25 protein-coding genes are annotated in these 24,642 nt (G+C 67.8%); 10 read left to right on the top strand and 15 right to left on the bottom strand.

The annotated features are described in order from the left end of the window. Positions 1 to 72 precede the first annotated feature (72 nt). Positions 73 to 1,659, top strand: coding sequence for an adenosine deaminase (locus ACN469_RS17575; RefSeq protein WP_498769373.1), 1,587 nt, complete (start codon positions 73 to 75; stop codon positions 1,657 to 1,659). Positions 1,660 to 1,764: 105 nt separating this feature from the next. On the opposite strand, the gene ACN469_RS17580 is transcribed toward ACN469_RS17575, so the two are convergent. The 3 genes from ACN469_RS17580 to ACN469_RS17590 all read right to left on the bottom strand — a co-directional run bounded on the left by ACN469_RS17580 (position 1,765) and on the right by ACN469_RS17590 (position 3,676). Continuing rightward, the gene (locus ACN469_RS17580) at positions 1,765 to 2,289 is read right to left on the bottom strand and encodes a hypothetical protein (protein WP_498769375.1); all 525 of its coding nucleotides are present in this window, start codon (positions 2,287 to 2,289) and stop codon (positions 1,765 to 1,767) included. A 128-nt stretch (positions 2,290 to 2,417) separates the two neighbouring features. After that, positions 2,418 to 2,909, bottom strand: a complete 492-nt coding sequence (locus ACN469_RS17585) for a hypothetical protein (RefSeq protein ID WP_498769377.1) — start codon at positions 2,907 to 2,909, stop codon at positions 2,418 to 2,420. Positions 2,910 to 2,938: 29 nt separating this feature from the next. Then, the gene (locus ACN469_RS17590) at positions 2,939 to 3,676 is read right to left on the bottom strand and encodes a class I SAM-dependent methyltransferase (RefSeq protein WP_498769378.1); all 738 of its coding nucleotides are present in this window, start codon (positions 3,674 to 3,676) and stop codon (positions 2,939 to 2,941) included. Between the two features lie 216 nt (positions 3,677 to 3,892). Between ACN469_RS17590 and ACN469_RS17595 the strand changes: the two genes are divergently transcribed. Both ACN469_RS17595 and ACN469_RS17600 read left to right on the top strand, forming a co-directional pair. Beyond that, a complete protein-coding gene (locus tag ACN469_RS17595) occupies positions 3,893 to 4,774 on the top strand; it encodes a hypothetical protein (RefSeq protein ID WP_498769379.1) in 882 nt (293 codons plus the stop codon). 41 nt (positions 4,775 to 4,815) lie between these two features. Then, positions 4,816 to 5,709 (top strand): hypothetical protein, encoded by an 894-nt coding sequence (locus ACN469_RS17600; RefSeq protein ID WP_498769381.1) that lies wholly within the window; start codon positions 4,816 to 4,818, stop codon positions 5,707 to 5,709. Positions 5,710 to 5,940: 231 nt separating this feature from the next. On the opposite strand, the gene ACN469_RS17605 is transcribed toward ACN469_RS17600, so the two are convergent. Further along, positions 5,941 to 6,330 carry a DUF1304 domain-containing protein gene (locus ACN469_RS17605; RefSeq protein ID WP_498769383.1) on the bottom strand — a complete coding sequence of 130 codons (390 nt, stop codon included), beginning with the start codon at positions 6,328 to 6,330 and terminating at the stop codon, positions 5,941 to 5,943. A gap of 91 nt (positions 6,331 to 6,421) precedes the next feature. On the opposite strand from ACN469_RS17605, the gene ACN469_RS17610 reads away from it, so the two are divergent. Both ACN469_RS17610 and ACN469_RS17615 read left to right on the top strand, forming a co-directional pair. Then, positions 6,422 to 7,018 (top strand): TetR/AcrR family transcriptional regulator, encoded by a 597-nt coding sequence (locus ACN469_RS17610; protein WP_498769385.1) that lies wholly within the window; start codon positions 6,422 to 6,424, stop codon positions 7,016 to 7,018. A 224-nt stretch (positions 7,019 to 7,242) separates the two neighbouring features. Next, complete coding sequence (locus tag ACN469_RS17615) at positions 7,243 to 8,265, top strand: deoxyhypusine synthase family protein (RefSeq protein WP_498769387.1); 1,023 nt, start codon at positions 7,243 to 7,245, stop codon at positions 8,263 to 8,265. 68 nt (positions 8,266 to 8,333) lie between these two features. Here the strand turns inward: ACN469_RS17615 and ACN469_RS17620 are convergent, their stop codons facing one another. The 6 genes from ACN469_RS17620 to ACN469_RS17645 form a co-directional block, all read right to left on the bottom strand. Continuing rightward, on the bottom strand, positions 8,334 to 8,957 hold the full coding sequence (locus tag ACN469_RS17620; RefSeq protein ID WP_498769389.1) for a LysM peptidoglycan-binding domain-containing protein: 624 nt from the start codon (positions 8,955 to 8,957) through the stop codon (positions 8,334 to 8,336). A 186-nt stretch (positions 8,958 to 9,143) separates the two neighbouring features. Then, positions 9,144 to 9,905, bottom strand: coding sequence for a hypothetical protein (locus tag ACN469_RS17625; RefSeq protein WP_498769391.1), 762 nt, complete (start codon positions 9,903 to 9,905; stop codon positions 9,144 to 9,146). Positions 9,906 to 10,019: 114 nt separating this feature from the next. Then, on the bottom strand, positions 10,020 to 10,988 hold the full coding sequence (locus ACN469_RS17630; RefSeq protein ID WP_498769393.1) for an aminotransferase class I/II-fold pyridoxal phosphate-dependent enzyme: 969 nt from the start codon (positions 10,986 to 10,988) through the stop codon (positions 10,020 to 10,022). Next, positions 10,985 to 12,268: a radical SAM protein gene (locus ACN469_RS17635; protein ID WP_498769394.1), complete on the bottom strand. Its 1,284-nt coding sequence runs from the start codon at positions 12,266 to 12,268 to the stop codon at positions 10,985 to 10,987. The genes ACN469_RS17630 and ACN469_RS17635 overlap by 4 nt, the downstream gene beginning before the upstream one ends. A gap of 69 nt (positions 12,269 to 12,337) precedes the next feature. Next, complete coding sequence (locus tag ACN469_RS17640; RefSeq protein WP_498769396.1) at positions 12,338 to 13,627, bottom strand: GspE/PulE/PilB domain-containing protein; 1,290 nt, start codon at positions 13,625 to 13,627, stop codon at positions 12,338 to 12,340. 173 nt (positions 13,628 to 13,800) lie between these two features. Next, a complete protein-coding gene (locus ACN469_RS17645; protein ID WP_498769398.1) occupies positions 13,801 to 14,577 on the bottom strand; it encodes an SDR family NAD(P)-dependent oxidoreductase in 777 nt (258 codons plus the stop codon). Positions 14,578 to 14,699: 122 nt separating this feature from the next. Here ACN469_RS17645 and ACN469_RS17650 point away from each other — a divergent pair, with 122 nt between their 5' ends. The 3 genes from ACN469_RS17650 to ACN469_RS17660 all read left to right on the top strand — a co-directional run bounded on the left by ACN469_RS17650 (position 14,700) and on the right by ACN469_RS17660 (position 16,757). Continuing rightward, positions 14,700 to 15,122, top strand: a complete 423-nt coding sequence (locus tag ACN469_RS17650) for a winged helix-turn-helix transcriptional regulator (protein WP_498769400.1) — start codon at positions 14,700 to 14,702, stop codon at positions 15,120 to 15,122. Between the two features lie 347 nt (positions 15,123 to 15,469). Next, complete coding sequence (locus tag ACN469_RS17655; protein ID WP_498769401.1) at positions 15,470 to 15,856, top strand: hypothetical protein; 387 nt, start codon at positions 15,470 to 15,472, stop codon at positions 15,854 to 15,856. A gap of 22 nt (positions 15,857 to 15,878) precedes the next feature. Next, the gene (locus tag ACN469_RS17660; protein WP_498769403.1) at positions 15,879 to 16,757 is read left to right on the top strand and encodes an NAD(P)-dependent oxidoreductase; all 879 of its coding nucleotides are present in this window, start codon (positions 15,879 to 15,881) and stop codon (positions 16,755 to 16,757) included. A gap of 29 nt (positions 16,758 to 16,786) precedes the next feature. Here the strand turns inward: ACN469_RS17660 and ACN469_RS17665 are convergent, their stop codons facing one another. The 5 genes from ACN469_RS17665 to ACN469_RS17685 form a co-directional block, all read right to left on the bottom strand. After that, a complete protein-coding gene (locus ACN469_RS17665; protein ID WP_498765577.1) occupies positions 16,787 to 18,373 on the bottom strand; it encodes an IS1182 family transposase in 1,587 nt (528 codons plus the stop codon). Positions 18,374 to 18,475: 102 nt separating this feature from the next. Then, positions 18,476 to 20,011, bottom strand: coding sequence for a gliding motility protein (locus ACN469_RS17670; RefSeq protein WP_498769405.1), 1,536 nt, complete (start codon positions 20,009 to 20,011; stop codon positions 18,476 to 18,478). Between the two features lie 126 nt (positions 20,012 to 20,137). Further along, positions 20,138 to 20,941 (bottom strand): lectin OAA family protein, encoded by an 804-nt coding sequence (locus ACN469_RS17675; RefSeq protein WP_498769406.1) that lies wholly within the window; start codon positions 20,939 to 20,941, stop codon positions 20,138 to 20,140. Positions 20,942 to 21,235: 294 nt separating this feature from the next. Continuing rightward, on the bottom strand, positions 21,236 to 22,009 hold the full coding sequence (locus tag ACN469_RS17680) for a zinc-dependent metalloprotease (RefSeq protein WP_498769408.1): 774 nt from the start codon (positions 22,007 to 22,009) through the stop codon (positions 21,236 to 21,238). A gap of 123 nt (positions 22,010 to 22,132) precedes the next feature. Beyond that, a complete protein-coding gene (locus ACN469_RS17685; RefSeq protein ID WP_498769409.1) occupies positions 22,133 to 23,110 on the bottom strand; it encodes a LysR substrate-binding domain-containing protein in 978 nt (325 codons plus the stop codon). Positions 23,111 to 23,163: 53 nt separating this feature from the next. Here ACN469_RS17685 and ACN469_RS17690 point away from each other — a divergent pair, with 53 nt between their 5' ends. Further along, a complete protein-coding gene (locus ACN469_RS17690; RefSeq protein ID WP_498769410.1) occupies positions 23,164 to 23,529 on the top strand; it encodes a cupin domain-containing protein in 366 nt (121 codons plus the stop codon). Next, a complete protein-coding gene (locus ACN469_RS17695; protein WP_498769412.1) occupies positions 23,526 to 24,464 on the top strand; it encodes an MBL fold metallo-hydrolase in 939 nt (312 codons plus the stop codon). The genes ACN469_RS17690 and ACN469_RS17695 overlap by 4 nt, the downstream gene beginning before the upstream one ends. Positions 24,465 to 24,642 lie beyond the last annotated feature (178 nt).

A 24,642-nucleotide genomic window follows, 5' to 3' on the forward strand; every position in this document is an offset into this window, starting at 1 on the left:
ATGGCATCGGTTAGGGTTCGCCACCTTCAAGAAAGGACTCTCACCAGGCCTTTCGCCGGTGAGTACCCCCCTATGAGCAAGCTTTCTCTATTCGTTGTCACGGTGGCGCTGGGCCTGAGTGCGTGCAAGGACGACGAGGATCCGCCCGTCGAGCGGCCCGCCGAGGACCTGACCCAGGAGCACATGGAGTCCCTGCGCGCGAACCCCACCGCGCTCGCCGCCTTCCTGCGCGACATGCCCAAGGGCGGTGACCTGCACAGCCACACCTCCGGCGCCATCACCACGGAGAAGCTCATCCAGTGGGGCGCCGAGGACGGCGCCTGCGTCAACCCCACCACCTATGTGGCGAGCAATCCCTGTGAGCAGGGCGCCACGCCCCTGTCCAACACCGGGACGGACCGCGCCCTCTATACAGCGGTGATGGGTGCCTGGTCCATGGAGGGGTTCTCCGGCCCCCTGCTCGCCGCGCATCAGCACTTCTTCGATGCCTTCGGCAAGTACGGCGCGGTGCAGACCGACGCGCGCAATGACGACAGCTACGCGGACATCATCTCCCGCGCCGGCCAGCACAATCAGGTGTACGTGGAGCTGATGCAGGGCTTCGGCGCCAGCACCGGCGGCAGGCTCGCCGTGCCGCTGTTCTCCGCCACGGATGTCTGGGATGCCCCGACGCTGCTGGCGAAGCGCGAGCTGCTCATCGCCCTGCCGGACTTCCAGGCGGCCCTGGAGCGTCAGGCCAGCAGCATCGCCAGCACCCTGAGCGGCAGCCGGCAGCTGCTCCAGTGCGGCACGCCCCAGGCGGACCCGGGCTGTGGCGTGGAGGTGCGCCTGCTCGTCTCCGCCAACCGCACGGCGGAGCGGGCCAACGTCTTCGGCCAGTGGGTGTATGCCTTCGAGCTGGCCCAGCGCGTGCCGGAGATCGTCGGCGTCAACCTGGTGTCACCCGAGGAGCACCCGAACTCGCTCGCCTACTACAACGACGAGATGTTCGCCCTGGGCACGTTGGATGACCACAACGACAAGACGGCCGGCCGCAAGGAGGTCCACGTCTCCCTGCACGCGGGCGAGCTGATTCCGGAGGTGCTCAAGCCCGAGGACCAGGGCCACCTGCGCTTCCACATCCGCAACGCCGTCAAGCTGGCCCACGCGGAGCGAATCGGCCACGGCGTGGACGTGCTGGACGAGACGGACGGGGAGGGCGTCGAGGCGCTCCTGCGCGACATGCACGAGGCGGGCGTCCTGGTGGAGATCTGCCTGTCCTCCAACAACGTCCTGCTCGGCATCAAGGGCACCGACCACCCCCTCTCCACGTACCTCGTGGAGAAGGTGCCGGTGACGCTGGCGACCGACGACTCCGGCATCCTCCGCGGAGACATCACCCAGGAGTACATCGCCGCCGCCACCGTCCAGGGGCTCGACTACAAGACGCTCAAGCAGCTGGCGCGCGCCAGCATGGAGCACGCCTTCGTGGAGGGAGACAGCCTCTGGGCCCAGCGCGATGACTTCTCCAAGCGCGTCCCGGCCTGTGCCCAGGACGTGGCTGGCGCGGCCAGTCCGTCCTCCACCTGCCAGGGCTACCTCGGCACGCACAAGCGCGCCGCGCTGCAGTGGCGGCTGGAGGGGCAGCTCGCCACCTTCGAGGACCGCTTCGCGAACTGAGCGAAGCGCCCCCGGTTGACGGCTGTCGAGGAGTCCCGGCTCGAACGTGCGGGACTCCTCGACGCACCACCGTCACGAAGCACGCGAGGCCGTGCCCCGTGCGAGTCAGTGGCTGACTTCGTTCAGCCGGATGCCGTGCTTCTTCGCGTAGGCCTTCTGGGCCTTGTCCAGCTCGTCCATCCGCGTGGAGATCTCCAGGGCATCGCGGTCGAGCTGCGCGCCCAGCGGCTCGAGCTGCGCGTCGGTGAAGCCGTCCGGCAGGGCCGCGACCTGCTGCATCGTCGCGAAGAACGCGATGTGGCTGTTCAGGCAGTCAATGAGCCGGGCCTGCAGCTCGGTGGCGTCCTCGGGGATGGGGTACTTCTGCGTGGCCGCCAGGTGGCTCGACACCAGCCCGTGGAGCTTGCTCAGCTCCGTCTTGTAGCGCCCCATGTTCTTGCGGCTCTGGAGGTCCTTGGAGAACCCCTCGGCGCGCTTGCCGGTCAGCCAGGGCTCCGACGTGGACATCGTGACGTTCCACATGGAGACACTCGCGTCCATGTACTCCTCGGCGTTCATCTTGTCGCGCCCCCCGGAGGTACAGGCGCTGACGAACAGGACGAGCAGGGACGTGAGACACAGGCGCTTCATGAGGGGCTCCAGGAGAAGGACGAAGTGAAGACGTCCGCTATCACAGGTGGCTCTCCGCGCGAGCCCGAAGCCACCTGCGCCCCTCAGCCGAGATGTCTGTGAATTCGCCGGACTTCGGGGAGTCCGGCTCAGCCGGTGAAGTCCTCGGGCTCGAGGAAGGTCAAGGTGTCGATGCCCGCCTCTTCAATCGCGCGGCGGAGCGTGTCGTGAATCACGATGACATTCACTGCCTCCTCCAAGCGGAACAACAGGGCTCCGCCCGGGTCGGCCTTCGGACGCTTGCCCACCAGATTGAAGGCGACGAAGTCGGCGTGCTCCGTGTCCGTCACGGGGTCTCTCAGGATGGCGGGGTAGGTGGCGAGGTTGTCCACTCCCGCCTGAGTCAGCACCGCATGCAGGCGATGGGACATCACGCAGAGGGGCGTCAGCCACAAATCTCCCAGCACCCACCCGTCCTCATCCGTTCCGCGCAGCTCCAGGGGGATGGGCGTGGGCGGGGGGGAAGTGAAGGCCACTCCGGTCATCCAGCTGCGCAAGGGCTGGTCGCGCTTGTAGTGAAGCCGGGCGCGGGTGCCCTCCTCGGGATCCTCCACGCGCAGGACGAAATAGAGGGGCGACATGCGTGCCGTTCCTTCCTGTGCGGTGGGGCTCACCGCTCGCAGCGCAGCGCCACCGCGTGCGGGTTGTCCAGATAGTCCTGCCAGAATTCCCGGCCGTATCGGGCGATTCCCTCGGGGGAGCACTCGGGGCGCGTCCAGGTGAGAGTGTGGAAGCCCGCCTCGCGGAGGGCCTGCTCGTACGTGGCCCGGCTCCAGTAGGAGAAGTGGATGGTGAAGGGCGTCTGCGTGTGCAGCTCCGCGGAGATCTTCTGTCCGTCTCGTGGCGACTCGGAGAAGTCCAGCATGGTGATGCCGTAGCGCGTGCTGTTGGGGCCCTTCGCGCTGAACTCCGGGTTGAAGGAGTAGGTGACGAAGCTGCCCCCCGGCTTCAGGTGGGAATGGATGTTCCGGCACATGCGCAGCATGTGCTCGGGAGAGTTCGCGTAGTGCAGCAGATAGACGGCCGTCACCAGGTCGAAGGTGCCCAGCGGGGGCAGGTCGGCGACGTCGCAGACGTGGTACTCGATGCCTTGCGGTCTCTCCTCTTCCTGTCGCCGCGCGACGCGAATCATCTCCTCGGAGATGTCGACGCCGACCACGCGCCGGGCGCCTCGCGCCTGGAGCTGTCGCGTGTAGAGCCCGTCGCCACAGGCCAGGTCCAGGACGTCCTTCCCCACCACCGAGCCCAGCACCTTGAAGAAGGTGCAGCCCTCGATGTACTCCGAGCGCACCGGCAGCACGTCCCAGTCCGCGATCTTCTCTCCAATCTGGTCATACTGCGCCGACATAGCCCACGACCTTTCCGGGTGGCGTTCGAGCCGTGCATCGTGTCACCGCACCCCGCACCCCGTCGATGTGGAAGGCCTTTCCCGGACGCGGTGAGGGGAATTCCCCGCGACTTTCGTTGATGAGCCGAGGCCGGAGAACGCACGACGGACCGTGTGCGCCCCTCCCGCTGTGACAGGCCCACCAACGACACCCCGCACGGGGGGGAGAGCAGGACCATGAAGCTCCGGAAGCAAACCAGGCAGTGGACGAGCGCGACCCTCACGGGGGCGTTGCTCCTGCCCGCGGCGGCGCTGGCGAATGAGACGCATGTCTACGGCATCGCGAACTTCAACGGCGCGGCGAGCGGGCAGTGCAGCGCCGAATCGCACTCCGTCCACACGAAGACGGCGGGGGAGTTCGCCAGCTACTTCACCTCGCTCGTGAACGCGGGACAGTGGACGGACGTCCGCACGCTCAACAACACCAGCGCGCGCGCGGACCTCTGGACGGATGCGTCGAAGGGGAGCGCGGCGAACGCGAAGGACACCCAGGCCAACGCGGGCGTGGACGACGCGGATGTCCTCTTCGTCCACACGCATGGCGGCCACAACGAGTCGGCCCTCCAGAGCTGGCTGGTGATGGGGAGCAACGCGGACTCGTGCTCGGCCATCACCGATGTCCACATGAGCCTGGGCAACGGGAAGCTGAACATCGCCGTCGTCAAGGCCTGCCAGTCCGGCGACTACCAGGTCTGGAAGCAGGGCGGCTACCGCACCTCGCTCGTGACGAGCACCAGTCAATTCACCATGTGGAACGCCTTCCACGGCAACTCGTCGTGCGGCAACTTCGTGAAGCGCTACGTGAAGCGCTACGTGGCCCACTCCAAGACGACGGGCGTGGGGGAGAACTGGATCGACGAGGCGTACGACCGGGACATCGGCAAGGACAACGACGACTGCCCCGTGTCCATCGTCTTCGGCGACACGAAGGCGAAGCGGGTCGCGATGTTCGAGTCGGGGGGCTGGAAGGACCGCCACAACACCGGCGCCAAGGTCGCCTCCTCCATCTTCTACGTGGGCGGTTGTGACCCCTCCGGCGGCCAGAAGCTGCCGGATTGACCACCGCCCCTTTCGACCCTGTTCAGAGAGAACGAAACGCCATGAAGACCCAACTCATCCGCTTCCTGACCGCCCTTCCACTCACCGCCATGCTCGGCTGTGACAGCGCCGTCCCCGTCGTCGAGCCCGTGGACACCGAGACGCAGGCTGCATCCGCCACGACCACGGGCTTCGTCTTCGACACCACGCTCATCGCCACGCCGCCCACCGGAGGCATCCCCACCGACCTGCTCCCTCGCACCGCGTTCAATGACTCGGTGCTGCAGGGTGCCCTGGTTGGCACGACCGAGACCTTCACCACGACGGCGCAGCTCGGCTCTCGCCGGGACCTCGAGTCGAGCACCTGGACGCTGGAGAACGACGCGTCCGAGGGGCAGGTGCTGGTGATGAACAAGCTCGGCAGCGGCCCCGCCGTGGAGCAGGTGCCCGCGGTGATGCAGCGCACCGCCATCGCCCGGCTGCAGCGCTGGGGCATCCCTACTTCGGAGATAGGGCCGGTGCTCCAGGTGAAGTCCTATCTGGAGACGGAGCAGCCCGGCGTCGCCGCGGTGCCGGAGCTCCACCGCTACAAGACCTTCGTGATGCGCGCCATCAACGGCATCCGCGTGGAGGGTCACCGCGCGGTGGTGTCCCATGGCGTGGATGGCACCTTCCAGCGCGCGCTCATCTCCTGGCCGCCCCTGGCCCGGACCGGCCACCTGCTGCGCACGCGGCTGAGCACGGCGGACATCCAGGAGCGCGCCCGCGCGGCCCTGGTGGCCGAGGGCGAGACCACGGGCGCCGTGCGGCTCTACTGGAAGTACGTGCCCACCCAGCTCGCCACGGGTGAATGGGCGCTGACGCTGGAGGTGGGCGCGTCGATGGCCGCCGGCACTGGCACCACGCACACCGAGGAGCCGCGCATCGTCGACGTGGATGTGAGCCCGGTGCAGTAGTCGCGGGGCGCTGGACCCGGGGGCTTTCCCCCGGGTCCCTGCAAACCCTGGCATGGGCGACGTCTTGCGTTGGCGGGAGAAATGCCAGGGATTGTCCGTGGGAAATAACGCTGTGCGCAGGCCCTCTCCTGGACCAATGGCGGCACCCCCCTGGCGTTCATCGAGGTGAAGCTGCCCTGAGGCGCTGACGTGACGCACCCACGGGGCGCTTCCCCGGAGCGCCTCGTGGTCTCACCCGCGTGACTGCACCACCACCAGCGCGATGGCCAGCAGCGGCAGCGCACCCTGGACGAGGCTGGCCTTGAGGAAGTGGCGGTTGCTCGACACGAGCACCAGCGCCGCCAGCACCATGCACGCGCAGCCGAACACGACGGCCGCCACACCGGAGGCGACCGCGTCCGTGTGCACCAGCACCACTCCCACCAGCACGCCCAGCGCGAGGAACAGGTTGTAGAAGCCCTGGTTCAGCGCCATCGGCTTCACCACGTCCGCGTCCGCCTGCGACTTCAGCCCGAAGCGCTTCCACACCTTCGGCTTCGAGAAGACGACGCTCTCCATCACGAAGAACAACACGTGGATGAGCGCTGCGATGACCGCGAAGACCTGCGCCAGTGACGACATGATGACTCCCCTCCGGGATTCCGGTATTCTGGACCAATCGGTTCCGAATTCATATTGAAACGGTCGGTCCAGAATTGTCAAGGAGGGTGACGTGGCGCGGACGCGTGCGTTCGACGAGACGGAGGCGGTGCGCAAGGCGCTGGGGGTGTTCTGGTCTCGGGGCTACGAGGCCACGTCGTTGGCGGACCTGGAGTCCGCCACGGGGCTGAACCGCTCCAGCCTGTACCAGGCGTTCGAGAGCAAGCGGGCGCTGTTCGCGCGGGCGGTGGCGCTGTACCTCCAGGAGGTGATTGCGCCCCGGCTGACCGTGTTCGCCACGAGCCCCGCGGGGCTCGCGCAGGTGACGACGTACTTCGAGTCGCTCGCGACGACGATGGGCACCGCGCCGCCGACGCTGACGCGGCGGGGGTGCCTGCTCGTCAACACGGCCACGGAGCTGGCCCCGCATGACGCCGAGGCCCATCGCGCGGTGGAGGACTACCGGGCCCTCTTGCATGGGCACCTGACGAAGTCCCTCGACGCGGCGGCACGGGCGGGCGTGATTCCCAGGAAGACGGTGGCCCGGCGCGTGGAACTGCTGGTGGGGTCCGTCATCGGCGTGCTCGTCACCGCGCGGGTGGACCCCTCGGCCGCGGCGAAGCTCGCGCGCGCGGCGGCGAGCGAAGTGGAGGCCTGGTCCGAGGGGTAGGGCGCATGCGCGGTGTCCGCCTGCCGGCCAGGCGGCGGTGGGCCCAGGTGACCAGGCCTCGTGAAATGCCGTGGCCGCGCGTGGCCCCGCGTGGTAGCCAGCCGGCAGCCACTTGACGCTCCGATGGCGGTCCGACGTTTCGTCGTGACCGTAGGGTGTCCTCGGGTGGCTTTTGCTCGAATGGCGCCGCCCGAGCCTCGACCACGTCGTTGCTGGAGGCCCGCATGCCCGCATCCGAAACTCCCGTCCTGGAGTTCGTCCTCACGAACTACAAGAACTTCAACGCCCGCGCGACGCGCGATGCGCTCCTGTCGTACTGGGAGCACGTCGCGAAGGGCGGCCGCATGTTCTGGAGCGTCGCGGGCGCGATGTCTTCGGCGCAGCTCGGCATCACCCTCGCGCCCGCCATCCGGGCGGGGCTGATTCATGGCCTGTCGGTGACGGGCGCCAACCTGGAGGAGTCGCTCTTCCGGCTCGTCGCGCACTCGGCGTACAAGGACTTCCCCGAGTATCGCTACTTCACCAAGCAGGACGACACGCGAATCCTCGAGCAGCGGATGCGGCGAGTCACGGACACGAGCATCCCGGAGGACGAGGCGTTCCGCGCGGTGGAGAAGCTCGTCGTCCCGATGTGGAAGCGCGCGACGGAGCGCGGCGAGCGGCGCTTCTGGCACGAGTACTTCTACGAGTTCATCCAGGCCATCGACCCCTCGGTGTTCGAGGGTGACCCGGAGGCCTGCTGGCTGCTGGAGGCGGCGCGGCGCAAGCTGCCCATCGTCGTTCCGGGCTACGAGGACTCGACGTTCGGCAACATCTTCGCTTCCTACGTGAAGATGGGCGAGTGCAGCGCGAGCATCGTCAAGTCCGGCATCGAGTACATGGCCGACTTCTATGACCGCTACGAAGAGCTCTCCTCGGGCCACGGGGTGGGCTTCTTCCAGATTGGCGGCGGTATCGCCGGCGACTTCCCCATCTGCGTCGTCCCCTCGACGAAGTACGATTTGCAGAAGCCCGTGAAGCCGTGGGCGTACTTCTGCCAGATCAGCGACTCGACGACGTCCTATGGCTCGTACTCGGGGGCCACGCCCAACGAGAAAATCACCTGGGACAAGCTGACGGAGACGACGCCGATGTTCGTCATCGAGTCGGATGCCACCATCGTCGCCCCGCTGATTCTCAGCGCGTTGCTCGAGTGCAAGAGCCACCCGGATGCGGCGGCGGCAATCATTGCCAGGCACCGGGGCTGAAAAACGACGAAACCCCTGGTCCCATCTCGGGGCCAGGGGCTTCTGGGAGCGCTTCCGTGTAGCGAGCGCTACTCGATGGGCATGAAGACCTTGAAGCCCGTGCGACCGCTGTTGGTCGTGTTGCGCTCGATGAAGTCGCTCGCGGAGGAGTGGCCATCGCCGAGGGTGACGGCCGTGTGGCCGTAGATGCTGCCCAGCCGCGAGGAGGTGCTCTCCCACGTGAGGACGAGGCCCGGAATCTTCAGCGCCTCCTCCAGCGTCATGTCCACCTGCTTGAACTTGTCGCGAGGCAGGTTGTTGTCAATCTGGTTGCCGTTGCCCGACACGCCAATGCCCAGCGCGTTGCTGATGGCCCGGCTCACGCCCGTGGCGCAGAGGCCCTGGCTGTTGTAGCCGCCCATGCCCATCGCCGCCGCGCGGGCCGCCTCCGCCAGACGCTGCATCTTGTTCGACGCGTTGCTGGGGCCCACTCCCGTCGGACCGCCCACGTCCGTCCCGCCACGCACACCCCGGTTCTTCCCGCCCGCGTCGAACGTGTCGCGCGTGGAGTGCCCGATGCTCAGGTTGTTGCCCGTGTAGATGAGGTTCGGGTTCGAGATGTTGTTGTCGCGCGCCAGCTTCTCGACCGTGGTGCCGAAGCGGGCCGCGAGGCCGGAGAGGGTGTCGCCAGAACGGATGCGGTAGTTGGACATGGTGGCTCCTGCGACAATTCTCGGGAGTTCCATGAATGAGTTGCGAGGCACTTCCTCGATTCTTGGTATTTTTATGAGGCTGTAAGATTCCGGCCGTGTCCCGGCACCAGCGCCCACGAAAAAAGGCCCTGCCGGGTAGGCAGGGCCTTCTCATTTCAGCACCTTAGCTGCGCCCTGCGCGGTGCGTCACTCCGAGTAGTCGTACTGGGCCACCTGCCGCCAGTTGCGGTTGTAGGTGCGGTTCCGGGTGAACCAGCCGCTGTGGCAGCTGCCGGTGTTGGTGGCGTAGTAGCCGTAGACGAAGCCGTTGTGGAACTTGGCCGACAGCGTGGGCGTGCCGGGGTTCTCGCAGGGCTGGGTGACGCGGACCCACTGGTAGGCGGCCTCGGCGTAGACCTCTTCCTGGCCCTCGAAGTCATAGAGGGAGTGGACGCGGGTGTTGGCGATGGGGCCGAGCTGGGCGGCCTGCTGGGCGTCGGTCTTCGCGAGCAGGGCCTGGATGTCGGCCAGCGTCGCGGCCTCGGAGGTGAGGGTTCCGGTGAGGCGGTGCACGGCGCCGTCCGTGTCGGAGAGCGCGGCGCGGATGGCGGCGATGCCCGCCGAGCCCTGATAGACGGAAGTGGCACCCCACGTGAAGCTCAGGGCGGTCCCCGCGGTGTAGGCGCTGAGCGCGCAGGAGCCATTGGCGGCCGCGGGCGTCACGAGGATGACCTTGCGGAGCCGGTGCTCGGGGTTCAAGAGCGCGATGCACTCGTTGCCAGCGACGCCGTCGTAGTTACCAGCCGGGCGTACCGACTCGACGATGTTGTAGACGCGGAAGTTGGGGTCAGTGACCTCCTGCTCGGAGGCCTGGAGAATTTCAGTGTCCGTGTCCGTCTCGGGACCGAGACAGCCGGCAAGGAGGGAAGACGCGAGGACGAAGGAAGAAAGGCGGAGTGAGATTCGCATGGCGAAGCAGGATAGCACGCCTGGTTTGAATGTATTCCAATCATTTCTTCGAGATGTCGCTGATACATATCCGACACATTTGATGGGTCGGACAGGCGTCTCGTGGAGGGCCCTCTAATAGGTAGCGGTCGCCGACAGGCTCGAAAGAATGCTCACCTGTGAGGGACCGCCGAAGACCGAGGCTGGCACTCCGAGTACACCTCGGTCCAGGAGTTCATCGAAGGAGCACCGCGAGGTGGCGAGGTATCCGACGCATGGTGAGACACGGAGCTCGGGCCGACTGGCGGTGAACGCATCCAGGGCGCGTGCGCGCTCGGCCAGGAGTTCGCTGACCTGTCGAGGTCGCGCCGCGTGCTCCGTGAGGGCCGCGTAGCCGATGCGCAGCTTCCGTTCGTCTTTCGGCAGCGGCGCGAAGACGGCGCGTGCGTCCTGGCGCCAGCGCGAAGGGGTGATGCACAGCCCCACGTGGTCGGGGATGAGCCAGCCCTTCGAGAGCGAGGCGAGGACGAACGCGAGGTCCTCGTGGATGAGCCGCTGCGTCCACGCCGTGGGAGGTGTCGCGTAGGCGGAGTCGATGAGCAGCACCCGTCTGTCGGGCTCGGCGCGAACCCAGCGCTCCACGCGCTCGGCTTCTTCGCTTCGCGGCGCGTGTCCCCAGGGCTTGAGCGGCTCGCAGAGGAGGAGCGCGTCGAGTGCGTCGAGTGCGGGCAGCCCCTCGCGCGCCGGGAATCGAACGACGTCGACCCCTGCTTCCTCGGCGAGCTGGAGGTACACCGGATACACGTCGTCGGGGACTCCGACGCGGGCGTTGCGTGAGGCCAGCCAGCCGAACAACGCGCGCAAGGAGCGACGCACGCCGTGACTGACCTGCGTCCGGGACTTGAGCTGAGCCTCCAGCCCGAGGTGCGCGAGGAATCGCTCGGCGACGTGACACCGATACGGTGCTTCGGGATGCGCCGAGGGCTCGATGGCGGCGAACGTCGGCGCGAGGCTGCGATAGACGTTGAGCTCCGCCAGGTCGACGAGCTCGGGGCGCTTGACGCGCCACGCATCACGCAGCGCCAGGAAGGCGTCATGCCTCATCGGCGCAGCTCCGAGGCCGGGTCTTCCAGCGAGGCCAGGCAGGTTCCATCGCTCATGAGGTTCCACGAGCGCACCAGCCGGTGCGTTCGCTCCCAGCCGACGGAGGGCTCGGTGTAGGCCGCGACGCGCAGCGCGCGACCGGCGACCTCTCCCTCGAACACGGGGCTGCCCCACGGCAACTCGGTGACCTTCGTGAAGCCCCCTGCCTCCATCGCGCGGAGCACCACCTGGAGCGGCACCTGATTCGCCTCGCAGTACCGATTCACGGCGCCAGGCGCCCAGGCGTTCTCGGAGAGGCTGGAGACGTAGAGTTCCTTGAAGCAGACCTCGTGGAACCCTTCGCGCGCGCTGCGCTCCAGGTAGGCGTGGACCTTGGCCACGTCATCGACTCCGCCGCGCTGAAGCACGCAGATGGCCCGGCTGCGAAGGCCAAAGTCCCGCGCGAGCGCACCGGAGTCGACGGACAGGCCCATGATGCGCGCGTCGTCATCCCGGGTGACGCCGTGACGACTGACGGCCAGTGTGGCGAGGCCCGCGTCCCGCAAGGCGTGCAGCTGCTCGGCGTCGAGGCGCGCGCCGTTGGTGATCAACAGCGTCTTGGCGAAGCGCTCGGCGAGGCCCCGGACCAGCGCGCGCAGCTGGCTCGGAGGCAGCAGGGTGGGCTCGCCACCTCCGGTGATGACGGCGCGCTCCGCCCCGCGTGAGCGCGCGAGGTCCGCCCAGTGCAGTTGCTCCTCGAGCGAGACACTCCGCTGCCGCGCGAGGTCGGAGGCGCTGGCCTTCGAGAAGCAGAACGCGCACTTCGCCTGACAGGCCTTCGCCACGGGCAGCACCGAGAAGGTGCGAGGCCGACAGTGCTCCCAGGGAGCCAGGCCCGAGTCCTGGAGCAGGAAGGCCTGGGCGGTGACCTCCTCGTGGAGGGTGGGCCGCAGCGTGCCAGCGTCGTCGACCCAGGCGACACCGCTCAGCGGCACGTCCGGTGATGGCCAGCGCCAGCCGATACCGGTGCCCGTGGTGTTGTTGGGGCGCATCGCCTGCGCACCCGAGGTGGGCAGCCGTGCGCGCAACGCGACGACGCGGTCCTTCGCGCGACCGAGCTTCGCCACCAGTCGCCGTGCCTTGTCGAGCCCAGGGGTCCAGGGCTCGTCTTCCCGCAGCATGTAGAACGCGTCGGGGAAGGTGGACTCGGCGATGGACGTCTTCGAGTACCGCATGCGGTAGCGGTCGAATCCACGCAGCCAGTTCGAAAGCGGGATGAAGGCGACGAAGGCGGTATCCATGACGGAGCCAGTGTCGCAAGACTCTGGCTTCGTGTCAATATTACACCTAGCTCGGAGGTGGAGCCCGGCTCAGTGCCGCGCCTTCTTCTGTCCCGCGTTGGTGGCATCCGCCAGGAGGCACATCACCGAGTAGAGGTTCATCGTGTAGAGGTTGTTCTCCGGCTCCAGGTCCGCCGCCTTCTGGAACAGCGCCGTCGCGCGCTGGTAGTCGCGGTGGTGGTTCACGATGATCATCCCCAGCCGGTTGTAGAGCGGCGCGGGGGAGGGCAGCATTCCGATACCCCGCTCCAACAGCTCGACGGCCTCCGCCCACCGGCCTTCCTGCTCCATCCGGATGACGCGCTGGAGCAGGTCCTCGTTCGCATCCTCCGCGCGAGGGACTGGCGCCCGAGTCACCGGCCGAGGTGGCGCCGCCGCTGCTTCCGAAGTGCCTTCCCGGGTAGGAGTGGCTCGCGCCGTGGGGGGAGGTATCTCGTAGAGCTTCGTGACGCCCCGCTCTTCCAGGGACGCGAAGAGCGCGCGCAGCTCCACCTCCGCGAGCTGGGTGATGAGCGACAGGTCCGCCACGGACGTGTGTCCATCCACCAGCGACAGCACATACGCCTCGAACGGGCTGAGCCTCAGGTTCGCGATGTTCAGCCCTCCCACGATGAAGGGCCGTGCGTTGGCTCCCCCCGTGGTGGCCTCGAACGGCGAGGCGCGGGTGGCCTCCGACTGGGGGGCCCGGGGTGTCCCGGAGGTGCCATTGCGCTCGGGTTGGGTCAGCAGGGCGCGCACCAGGGACACGTTGTCGCGGGGAGGCAGGTCCTCGACGTGGCGCACCAGCAGCAGCTCGCAGCGCGGGCACTGGAAGTCGTTGGGGAGCGTCGGCGCGCCACAGTGGGGACAGGCGTCGTCTTCCGGTGGGTGCTCGAAGGCGTCGGCCACCGCGTAGTAGTGCTTGCGGATGGCCGCGCGGATGGACCTGCGAATCGCGACAAAGGGCAGCACCTGCGTGACGCCCACCGTGCGAGCAATCTCGTCCAGCGCGCGCTGACGCTGGGGCTCCGCGATGGCCACGCTGAGCACCCCCTGCGTCAGCCGCAGCGGCATGAAGTCGAAGCCCTCCGCCAGCCGCACCGGCACTTGCTCCAGCAGGGCGGGGCCCACCGTCGCCTGGGCCAGCTTCTCCGTGGAGACGAAGCGCGTCTGGAGCTCCCGCGCCAACATGCGCAGGATGGGCGTCTCGTCCACGCCCAGCCGCACCAGGCACTCACCCAGCTTCTGCCCGGTCTCCTGCTGATGGGCGAGCGCCCGGGACAACAGCTCCGGCGTCAGCACGCCCTCCAGCACCAGCCGCTCCCCGAATCTCCGCGTCATCCGCTGATTCAAGGCGGTGTCGCGCCTCCACGTCCACTGGAAGCAAACGCCAGGTCTCCTTGGGGCGGCCCGCGGATGGCCCGGCGCAGGACTCAGTGAATCATGACTCACCCTTCAACTTGAGGGCGCCCTGTGGTTCCGTGTGTTGTCGTCGACGACACGCGGTCCGCCGCTCAGAGCCGATAGCCGCCGGTGATTTCGATGCGCTGGCCGGTGACCCAGCCCGTCTCGGGGGAGAGCAGCGTGGCGATGACGCCCGCGACGTCGTCGGGTTGGCCGACGCGCCCGAGGGGCGTCTCCGCCGCGACGACCTTTTGGAGCGAGGGGTCGTGCATGGCGCCGCCTCCGAAGTCCGTGGCGATTCCTCCCGGCGCCACGACGTTCACCGTGATGCGGCGCGGGCCGAGTTCGACGGCGAGCGCCCGGGTGAGCACCTCGACGGCGCCCTTGACCGCGGCGTAGGTCGAGAAGCCCGGGTACACGTAGCGCGCGAGCCCCGTCGACATGTTGATGATGCGCCCGCCGTCGACCAGCAGCGGCAGGAGCTTCTGCGTCAGGAAGAACGTCCCCTTGAAGTGCACGGCGACCAGCTCGTCGAAGGTGGCCTCGGACGTCTCGATGAAGGGCGAGTAGCCGCCGATGCCCGCGTTGTTGACCAGGTAGTCGAAGCGCTCGCGCGCCCAGGTCTGCTTCAGCGCCTCGCGGACCTCGGCGGCGAACGCCTCGAAGGTGCCTGCCTTGCCGACGTCGAGCTGAAGGGCGACGGCATTGCGTCCCTTGGCCCGGATGGCCGTGACGACGGCGTTCGCCTCGTCGCGACCCGTGCGCCAGGTGACGATGACGTCCACCCCTCGGTCAGCGAGGGCCAGCGCCGTGCTCCGGCCAAGGCCTCGGCTTGCTCCGGTGATGAGGGCAATGGGGGCTGGGGAGGGCTTCGTGCCAACGGACATGGGAATTCCTTTCGGGCATCGCGTGATTTCTGGCACGAATTGTCCCTACGCTCCCTGGTCGCGACTACAGACTTGTTCCCCCCATACGGATGTCTTCGTTTCCTAGTCACCTGGAGGTAACCATGCCGATCATGAAGGAACTCCCGCTGGTGCCGGCGGAGCGCGCGCTGAAGGTGATCGGCGGACGCTGGAAGATCTTCGTCCTGTACTTCCTCTTCGAGGGCCCCAAGCGGCTCTCGGAGTTGCGGCGTGTGATTCCGGGCGTGAGCCAGAAGGTCCTGGTGCAGCAGCTCCGGGAGATGGAGACGCACGGACTCGTGAGCCGCGAGGTGTTCGCCGAGGTGCCGCCGCGCGTCGTCTACACGGCCACCGCGCTCGGGCTCAGTCTTCGCGCGATTGTGGCCTCGCTCTGCGACTGGGGCCGTCGTCACGCCGCCGAGCTCCGCGCCCTCGACGAGCCCGTGGCGTCCACCCCGGTGCGCTCCCGCAAGCCGGGGCTTCACACTCGCGCGAGCGCGGACCCGAGGATGCGGCCCCCGGCCTGAGCGGGACACCGTGACAGATGGGCTTCACCCCGGCGGATGACCTGCTTGAGACGTGTCGAGCAGGGGCGGAGCCTGGGGCCACCAGCAACAACAGGGGAAGCAGCCATCGCGGGCGCACGGTGCGTCTGGTGCCTGGACGAGGGGACGTGGAGGACCTGGGAGTACCAGGGCGGGCCGGAGCGGGGGTCGGTGCGCGATAGTCTGGGATTGCTGATTATCGACTCCGTCGACACTGCATCGCGTCGTCACACGGAGTGGATGCGTGTTTCAGAAATTGAGACGGTGATACGTGTGAGGAGCAGGCGGGCGGGGTGGTGTAGACCCGTTTGCAGAGGTGTCGTCGACGCATGAGCATCGGTGTCTCCATGGCCCGGTCTCATGTCTCGCAGCGCTCGTCATCGGTGTTTCATGTCTCGCATCGAGGGCCCGGCCGATGGCTGTCGAGCCTGGCCCGTGTGCTGCTCGTGCTGGTGGCGTGGAGCTCCGACGTGCGGGCGCAGGTGCGCGGAGGCGGGGAGGAGCTGCGGGAGGGGTGGCTCTACCGCTGGGGAGACTCACCGCTGGGGCCGGATGGAGTGCCCGTCTGGGCGCGAGAAGCGGAGACGCGCGACTGGCAGCCCATGCAGGCGCTGCGGACGCCACCGGGGCGGGAGAAGCACACGCTGATGTGGGTGAGCATTCATCCCGGGGCTATGGTGTCTGCTTCAAACCCCGAGTTCGGGCACGGCACTTGAGCCAGGCAACAGGAGACTGAAGATGACATCCAGCCGTCGGACGAAGATCGCGGTGATTGGCAGTGGGTTGATGGGAACGGCGCTGGCGCGAGCCTTTGCCGTTGCGGGTCATGAGGTCGCGGTCTGGAACAGGACGTCAAGCAAGGCCAGGGCGGTGGGCGGTGGCACCCTCGCGTTCGAGTCGCTGAGCGAGGCTGTCGCGGGGCGCGAGCTGGTGGTCGTCTCGCTGTCCAACTACGCGGCCAGTTCGGAGCTGTTCGCCTCGAAGGACGTCGCGTCGGCGCTCGCCGGGACGACGCTGGTGCAGCTCACCAGCGGCTCGCCCGCGGACGCGCGGGGCGGATTGGAGTGGGCGAGGACCCACGGCGTGGACTACCTGGATGCGGCCATCCTCGCCTATCCAGCCTTCGTGGCCACCGACTACGCCACGGTCTTCTACGCCGGCGCTCGCGCGGTCTTCGACCGGCACCAGGCGACGCTCCAGGCGCTGGCCAGGAACTCCGTCTTCGTGGACGAGAAGATTGGCTCCGCGGCGACGCTCGACTGCGCGATTCTGGAGGCCTACTACGGAGGCTCCCTGGCGGTCCTCCACGCCGCGGCGATGTGCAAGGCGGAGGGACTCGACCCCAAGGCGTTCTTCGCGCAAAAGAACTCCTTCCTGGGGCTCATCTCCGTCACGGCTGACGCCGCGCAGGACATGATTGCGCGCGACGACTTCGCGGGGGCTCAGTGCAGCCTGAACACCCATGTCGCGGCCATCGAGCACATCGTCCGGCTGAGCGGGGACGCGCGCATCAGCACGCGCTTCCCTCGGGAGTTGCTGGAGAACTACCGGCGAGCCGTCGGCGCGGGCCTGGGAGACCAGGAGTTGCCCGCCGTGTTCCGGACGTTGGAAGAATAGGGCCGCGCTAGAGCGCCGAACAGGTTAGGTCACGCCGCGAGCTGGAAGCGCGCGGCGACCTCAAGGTTTTGGACGACCGAGAGTCGCCTGAGGTCAAAGAGGTTGCGGCGCGTGCCTCGGTAACGGGCCTTCGGACCCTGGCGGTTGGCGAGATGAGCCAGGCGATGCTCGACGCCGACCCGCTCGCGGAGTTGTGCGCGGCCCGCGCGCGACTGCAGAAGTGAGCGAAGGCGATGCTGGAGCCGCTCGTCATCGCCCATCGTGACGCTGCGCCCCTTACCGGATGCGGCCTGGGTACAACTGGGGCGCAGCTTGCACGGTCCGCAGGCTTCCGGGTCGAAGTGCACGACGGCGCCGGGCTCGAAGGGCTCCACCTCACCCGCGGGGCACGTGAGGGTACCGTCGCGGATGTTCACTTTGAAGTCGCGCTTGCCGAACAGTCCCGGCTTCGCGCTGGCTCCTCGCCACGGCCGGCAGACGAGGTCGCCGCCGCTGGCCAGCACGTCCTCGGCCATCGTGCTGTTGAGGTATGCCCTGTCGACGAGCAGAACGTCGGGATAGAGGTCCTGGTGGGCCATGTCTTCCTGCAGTGCGTCCGTCGCCTCGTCTTCGGGGCGGTTGGCGGGTGACACGGCGCAGGCCACCACGAGCTCGGTGTCGAGGTCGATGCCGACGTGCTGCTTGTAGCCATTGAAGCGCTTGCTCTTGCTCTTACGCCCGTGGCGCATGTCGGCGTCCTCGATGGAGATGCGCCTGTCGGCTGCCACGCCTTGTCGAATCTGAACGCCTCCTTCGGGGCGAGGCTCGAGGTCCTGTTCGCGCACCTGCGCGAGCGCTTCGATGTAACGCGTCAGCGGCGCCTCGACGCACGACTTCGACTGCTTCGCCACCCAGGCCATGAGGCGGTCGAGTTGTCGGCACAGGCGATTGAGTGCGTCGAGCTTCGCGTCGGGCGCACTCCAGTCGATGTCGAGGCCGGCCTTGATGCTGCTGGCCCTCAGCAACGGCGCATCGGCCTGCTGACACACCTCCTCGACGTCAGTGCCGAGCGCGAGCGCCATGCACTCGGCCACCTTGCGGCCTGCGTGGCCGAGCAGGTTGATGGTGTCCTCAACCCGCCCGGCTCCCTCTAAAGGGCGGCTGTCGACCCCCACTCGCAACGTCTTCGGCGTCTTTTTCGAATCGAACCCCTTCGTCCGCTTCGCCACCTCGACGGTGTGCTCGAGCAGCCGACGGTCCATCTCGTGCGCGATGAGGCGCTCGCGGAACTGCTGCAGCCCGCCCTGCGAAAACGCGGGCGCGTCTTCTTCATCATCGAGCGTTCCGAGAACCAACCGCCAGCAGCGGTCGCTCGCCGACAGACGCACCGCTTCCGCATCGGAAGTCTGCAGGTAGGCCTGTAGCAACAGGCCCATGCACATCAGCGCAGGCGGCTGCGCGGCTTCACCCTGGCCCGTCTGTCGATACATCGACTCCAACTCGGCCTGAAAAGCGTCGTCGAACAACTCGTGCCGGTGCTCGCGCAGAAAGACGAAGAGCTTCCGACTCTTGCCGGCGAGCTTCAGGAGCTTCTGCTCGCGGGCACTGCACTCCATCGTGGGCTTCCATCGGTCCAAGTGGCACCTCCGTGAGGAGGTGACCTGAGCACTCGGCGACAGCCCGCGTCGACCGTGCTCGTAAGCGATCGATTTTCCTCGGGCTGATTCCTGATCGGCGCTCTAGAAGTCCCGAATCGAATCCATCACGGAGACCAGCGCCTCTCGGTCCAGGAGCGCGGCGGAGGCACCTGCGGTGGACCGGAGCTTCTCGTCCACCGCGTCGAAGATGCCCATCAGCGCGACATAGATGTGCTCACGCTCCTCGGTGTAGATGAAGGTACCGCGGGCATCCAGCTTGTTGAAGCCCTCGGTGTACGTCGTGACGATGGGCGTGAGCGCGGACACGAGGGCGGAGCTGTTCTGCTCTTCCGCGGCCTTGAGCGAGGCGGCCCGTGCCTGTCGATACAGCGTCGCGGCCTTCTTGGCCTGGGCCGGAGTGATGTTGTCGGCCCCGTCCCAGATGCGAAAGGGATTGTCCAGGTTCTCCGCCAGCCATTCGGCCTTGCGCGGCTGCCGCACGGACAGGTCCAGCCCGTCGCGCGCGGCGGCCTTGTAGGCCTTCTTCACCTCGGCGGCGAGCTCGGCGGGGATGCTCGTCAACCACAACCTCCCCAGGTTCGGAAGCTGCTCCGGGCCCGGGAACTCGTCGGGCGCGATTCCAAACATGTCACTCAGCGTCAGCGTGCGCAGGGCGGGGAGCGCCGCCAGCCCGGCGGTGTTCCTCAGGTAGCCGGGGGCGCCCCAGATGCGCAGCTCCGTCAAGTTGGGAAAGCGCTTCACGAGGTCAAGGGCATCCACGTCCCGGGCGGAGTTCACATTCAGGTGGCCCAGGGCGTCCAGTCCGGACCAGGCCATGGCCGGATTGTTCGTGATGAGGGTCAGCCAGCGTCCATCGGCCTCGGCGTGGATCTTCAGCTCCGGGCTGGCCTGGCCGACCAGGGACAGGTGCTCCAGCCCTTCGTTCAGGAAGAGCTCGTGGACGCCTGTCACCTCCAGGATGAGCCGCGACAGATTGGCGCCCCGCAGGTCGACGCGGCGCTCGCCGTGGTTCTCCACGTCCGACTCATAGACAAAGGGGCGTCGGCGGATGAAGTCGAACAGGCCTGGGATGGGGGCGTCGGCGTTGACGGACGTCAGGATGGGAAGTGCCTCGAACACCTTCAGGTCGGGCGCCGCCGCGAGCCGGTCCGTGTCGAGCCGCTGCGTCGAGCGGCGCACCTCGACTTCGCCCAGCTTGAACGCCACGCTCTTGTCGGGGTTGGCGTCCATCTGCTTGAAGAGGTCGCGCTCGGCCTGGGGGATGGCTTCCCAGCGCCGCTGGCTGTAGGTGGCGCTGCCGGAGGGCCAGCCGCTGTAGCTCTTGACGTCCTCGACGACGAGGGGCGGCCGGTGGCCCACGCGCGTGTAGCCGCGAGGCACCTCGGCGGACACCCAGACGTGGACGCGGTGGTCCTTCCAGAAGAAGAAGTTGAAGTTGGCGGGCGCCATGGCCGCCACCGCCGAGGCATCGGGCAGGGCGGGGCCCACCCAGTCCAGGGCCAGCACGCAGGCCAGCTCGTTCTTCCCTTCGACCTTCAGGGCCGTCACCTGGACAGCGGTGTAGGCGTCGAGCCGAGGGGTGTAGACGGCGAAGATGTCTCCAGGCGTGGGCTTCATGTTCGAGCGGTCCGTAGGCGGTGTGAGCAGGGACCCAGTCTAGGCCACGGTGCCCAGGTTGCCCTCACGGAACGCTCAGGGCTGGCCCGGGACTCAGGCCAGCCGAGAGGTGTTCGCGTGTGCGGCTCAGCCCAGCTTGCCGCGGAAGCCGATGGGGCCCTCACCGTTGTAGGTCATGGTCCCCGTCAGCGTCTGGCCGGCATCACTGGAGGTGACGTCGAGGGTGACGACGTTCTGCCCCTGCCGGAAGCCGATGACCCAGAGCCCGCCGGGGTGCCAGGGCGCGGACGCGCCGCCCCACTGGTTCTCCACCGTGTACGTATCCGCCCCGGACAGGGTGCCACGGAAGCCAATGGGGCCCTCACCGTTGTAGGTCATGGTCCCCGCGAGCGTCTTGCCGCCGTCGCCTGACTTGATGCTGACGCCGACGACGTTCTGGCCCTTCCGGGCTCCGAAGACCCAGAGGCCGCCGGCGTTCCAGGGCGCGGACGCGCCGCCCCACTGGTTCTCCACGGTGTAGGCCCCGCCATTGGTCTGCTCGCTCTTGAAGCCGATGGGCCCCTCGCCCGCATACGTCATGGTCCCCGCCAGGTTCTGCCCGCCATCGCTGGAGGTGATGTCGATGGCGACGACGTTCTGGTTCTGCCGGAAGCCGAGGACGAAGGTGCCGCCAGCGTTCCAGGGCGCGGTGGGGCCGCCCCACTGGTTCTCCACCGTGTAGTTGTTGGCGCCGGACAGCTTGCCGCGGAAGCCGATGGGCCCCTCGCCCACATACGTCATGGTCCCCGTCAGCGTCTGCCCGCCGTCGCTGGAGGTGACGCTGAGGGCGATGACGTTCTGGTTCGCGCGGCTGCCAATCACCCAGAGGCCGCTCGGATTCCAAGGAGCAGACGAACCACCCCATTGGTTCTGGACGTTATAGGTAGACATTTCTGGCATTCCTTTGCTTGTGGTTGGACGCATGGGAACGGCGGACTGGAGCAGGGCGGAGCTGGCCCGCTCCGCGCCACCCATAAGCAGACTTCATGCCTGTGTCTTTGTGAAGAGGTCCCCTGGGAAGACTGTCTTTGTGGCTGTCGGGCGGCCGACTTTGCGTCTGGGAATGACGCTCATGCGTTCGTCAGGGACGCAGGGGGCCATGTATGGGATTCCATCTAGCACCCCGGTCTTGGGAGGGATGTCTGGACCCGCGACCTCCATCGGGTCCAGTGTTCCCGTCGGCGCTCAGCAGCCGTAGAGGTATTTCAACGCGAGGATGTCGGTGCTGGTGAACTCACCGGTCGCGCTCGGCGGATAGCAGGCGTTCATGAGCGACGCTCCCGGCGCTGACGTGCTGGGCGTCCCGGGGATGAGGATGGCTCCCACGCCAGCGGAGCCTTCGCTGCCACCGGTGCCGCAGCTGTGGGCCTGGTTGAAGAAGTCCGAGTGGCGCAGCCCCAGCGCATGACCGAGCTCGTGGGTGATGACGTGCTCGACCACGTCCACGGTGGCGGTGTTCAGCCCGGTGCCGACGCGGATGGTGTTGTAGGGCCTGCCACCCGAGGGAAACCCCGACGAGGCGCCGGTACCGGCCATGGTCGTCAGGGAGATGTTCGCGTTGCAGCTCGCGCTCGGGCCTCTCACCATGGAGAAGCAGAGCCCCAGGACGTTGTAGTTGACGATGGCCAGGTCCAGGCCCTGGCTGAGCCGGGAGTAGGTGTTGAACGTGGCGGTGGGATTGAGGCAGATCCTCGTCACCGCGCCGGTGTTGACCAGGTTGGTCGTCCGATATTGCTCCGCGCTCCCCTCGGTCTGGAGCAGCTCTCGCGAGGCCGGGAGGCTCACGTGGGCGTCGCCCCCCACATAGACGTCATCCTCGACGACCTGGATGTCGCGGGCTGGAAACCCGGCCTCGACGAGGTTGGAGACGATCTCCTCGCTCTCCCCCCGCGAGTCATCTCCACAGCCGGCCAACAGCGCGCCACAGCCCACCACGAGAACTGCTGCTCTCTTGAACATGGTCGTTTCCCCTCGGGTACCGGAACGGTTCTTCCCACGCCCCCGGAATGGGGGCGCCCGAGGGCAACAAATCATGTGAAATCAGGATTAATCAACAATCCGGGGTTTCGGGACGTGAGCGCGCTACACCCCTGGCCGTGAGGCTGCGCGCGGCCCCGCCTTGCGTTGGCGGGTGAAGCGCTCGCGCAGAAGCTGGATGAAGTGGGTCAGCGGCGCGGGGCGCTGGCGGGACGCGCGAGTGACGGCGCTCCAGCGGCGGCGGATTCCTCCGGGGGTGAGTCGGACGGTCTTCAGCCCGTGGCGCTGTGCCGGCATCATCCATTCGGGCAGCGCCGTCACGCCGACACCGCCTCGCACCAGCTCGATCAGCGCCTCGGTGAGGGGCACGGGGGAGACTCGCTGCGGCTCCAGGCCCGCGGGCCAGAACACGCGCGTGAAGATGTCGAGCTGCTCCCTGGGCGCGGCATAGGTGAGCAGGTGCTCCGTCACCAGGTCTCGCGCCGTGACGTGCCCTCGGCGCGCCAGCGCGTGGTCCTCGGGGACCACCAGCATGAGCTCGTCCGCGAAGAGCGCGGTCTGCGCCAGACGGGCCTGCCGGGGCACGTCCGTGGTCAACGCGAGGTCCAGCTCGCCATTCAGCAGAGCACCCAACGGCTGCCGCGTGGCCTCCAGGACGATGCGCAGCTCGACGCGCGGATGCTCGGCCTGCCACCGCCCCAGGATGGGCGGCAGCCAGCCGTACACCGTGTAGCAGCCCGTGCTGAGCCGGAGCAGGTCGTCCTGCGGGTGCGCGCGGCAGATGGCCTCCGCCTGGGCCACCTCGCTCAGGACCCTCCGCGCGGAGAGGAGCAGCTTCTCGCCCGAGCCGGTCAACAGGAGGCGTCGCTGGCGTCGCTGGAAGAGCTGCACGCCCAGGCGCTCCTCGGCGTCTCGGAGCTGGTGGCTGAGCGCCGAGGACGTGAGGTGGAGCTGCTGGCTCGCCGAGGCCAGGCTCCCCGTGTCGGCGACCGCGGCGATCAGCTTGAAGTGACGAAGCTCGAGCATGCCGGTCAGCTTCACATGAACGCGGTTCAGCATCATCGTGAAATCGTTTCGCTGCACTCATGGCTCAGGCCTCCTTACCGTGGGTGACCCCATGCAAGGAGGGCGGACGGATGCCCCACACCGAGCGCTTCACGAGGACGCAAACCCCCGTCGTATCCCCCTGGTCGTCCGTGCGGATCGACGACGTCGAACCGGTCGTCATCGGCCCTGGCTGCCTGCGAAGGGATCTGCCAAGCACGCGTGACGTGCGGGTGTGGGTCGTGGACATGGCTCCTGGGAGTCAGTGGCCCTGGGTGGATGTCCACGACACGGGGGAGGAGGTCTTCGTGGTGAGCGGGGAACTCATCGAAGGGGAGCAGCGCCTGGGGCCGGGCACCTACCTGTTCTTCCCGCCAGGGAGCCAGCACCAGCCTCGGACCGAGACCGGCGTGCGCCTCTTCGGCATCAATCTCGTGGCCTCCTCGGTGGCGCGATGAGCCGAGACGCCACGCCTGACTCCTCCGCGTTGACGCGGGGACCTTCGGACCTCGAGCGCGGGGACCTGCTGGCTCGGCCCTCGCGGACGGGCCGTCGGGACTTCCTGCGCGCGGCGGTCGCGCTCTCCGCGGGCGCTGTGCTGTCCTCCCCCGGGACGGGACGTGCGACGAAGCCTGTCGACAGCGCGACGCTTCGCGCCCAGCGCCTGGCCTGGGCCGGAGTGCGGCTGCGGCTCGGACAGGACACGCTGTTCCTGGACCCGTTGAGTGACTCCTCCGTGTGGGGGGCCGCGCTGAAGGACCCGCTCGTCCCGCTGGACGTGAGCGAAGGCGGACGGTACGTGCTGGTGACGCATCGACATCCCGACCACTTCGACCGGATGGCCGTCCGCCAGGCGCTGGGGGACACCGGCACGCTGGTGTGCTCTCCGGACATGGCCGCCGCTGCCGCCGCGTCGGGCTTCCGCGTGCGGTCCGCTCCACTCTACGAGCCGATTCTGCTCAATGACTTCACCGCCACCGCTGTTCCCGCGGCGGATGGTTATGGCGATCCGCAGGTGTCGTGGATCGTCTCCGGCGGAGGTCGCCGCATCATCCACTGCGGCGACACGCTGTGGCACGGGTCCTGGTGGCACATCGGGCGTCAGTTCGGTCCCTTTGATGCGGCCTTCCTGCCCATCAACGGGGCGCGCTTCGGCTGGCGCAAGCCCGTGAGCGACGTGCACGCCGTGCTGACTCCGGAGCAGGCGGTCGCCGCGGCCGTGGTGCTGGGCGCGCGGCTCCTCGTGCCCATCCACTACGGCATCGCGCCCTCCGCGGACTACCAGGAGGTTCCGGGCGCGGAAGCGCTGCTGCTGGCCACGGCGCGCAAGCGGAAGGTGAACGTGGAGCTGGCGCGTCCAGGGGAGTGGCTGACCTGGCAGGCCAGGAGCTGAGTCTCAGCGTGTGGGTTCCTGTTCAGCCACCGACCTCATCTAATCGAGGCCTTCGCTCCTGCTGTTGACTCGACAGGCGCTCCTGTCATCCCGACAACCGCCCCTCGGAAAAGACCTTGCTCCACCCGCGTGCGTGAACTCGATGCTTCACGTCCTCAGATTCATGTGCGCACGTCAT

Source organism: Corallococcus terminator, assembly GCF_049194865.1.
GTDB lineage: Bacteria > Myxococcota > Myxococcia > Myxococcales > Myxococcaceae > Myxococcus > Myxococcus terminator_A.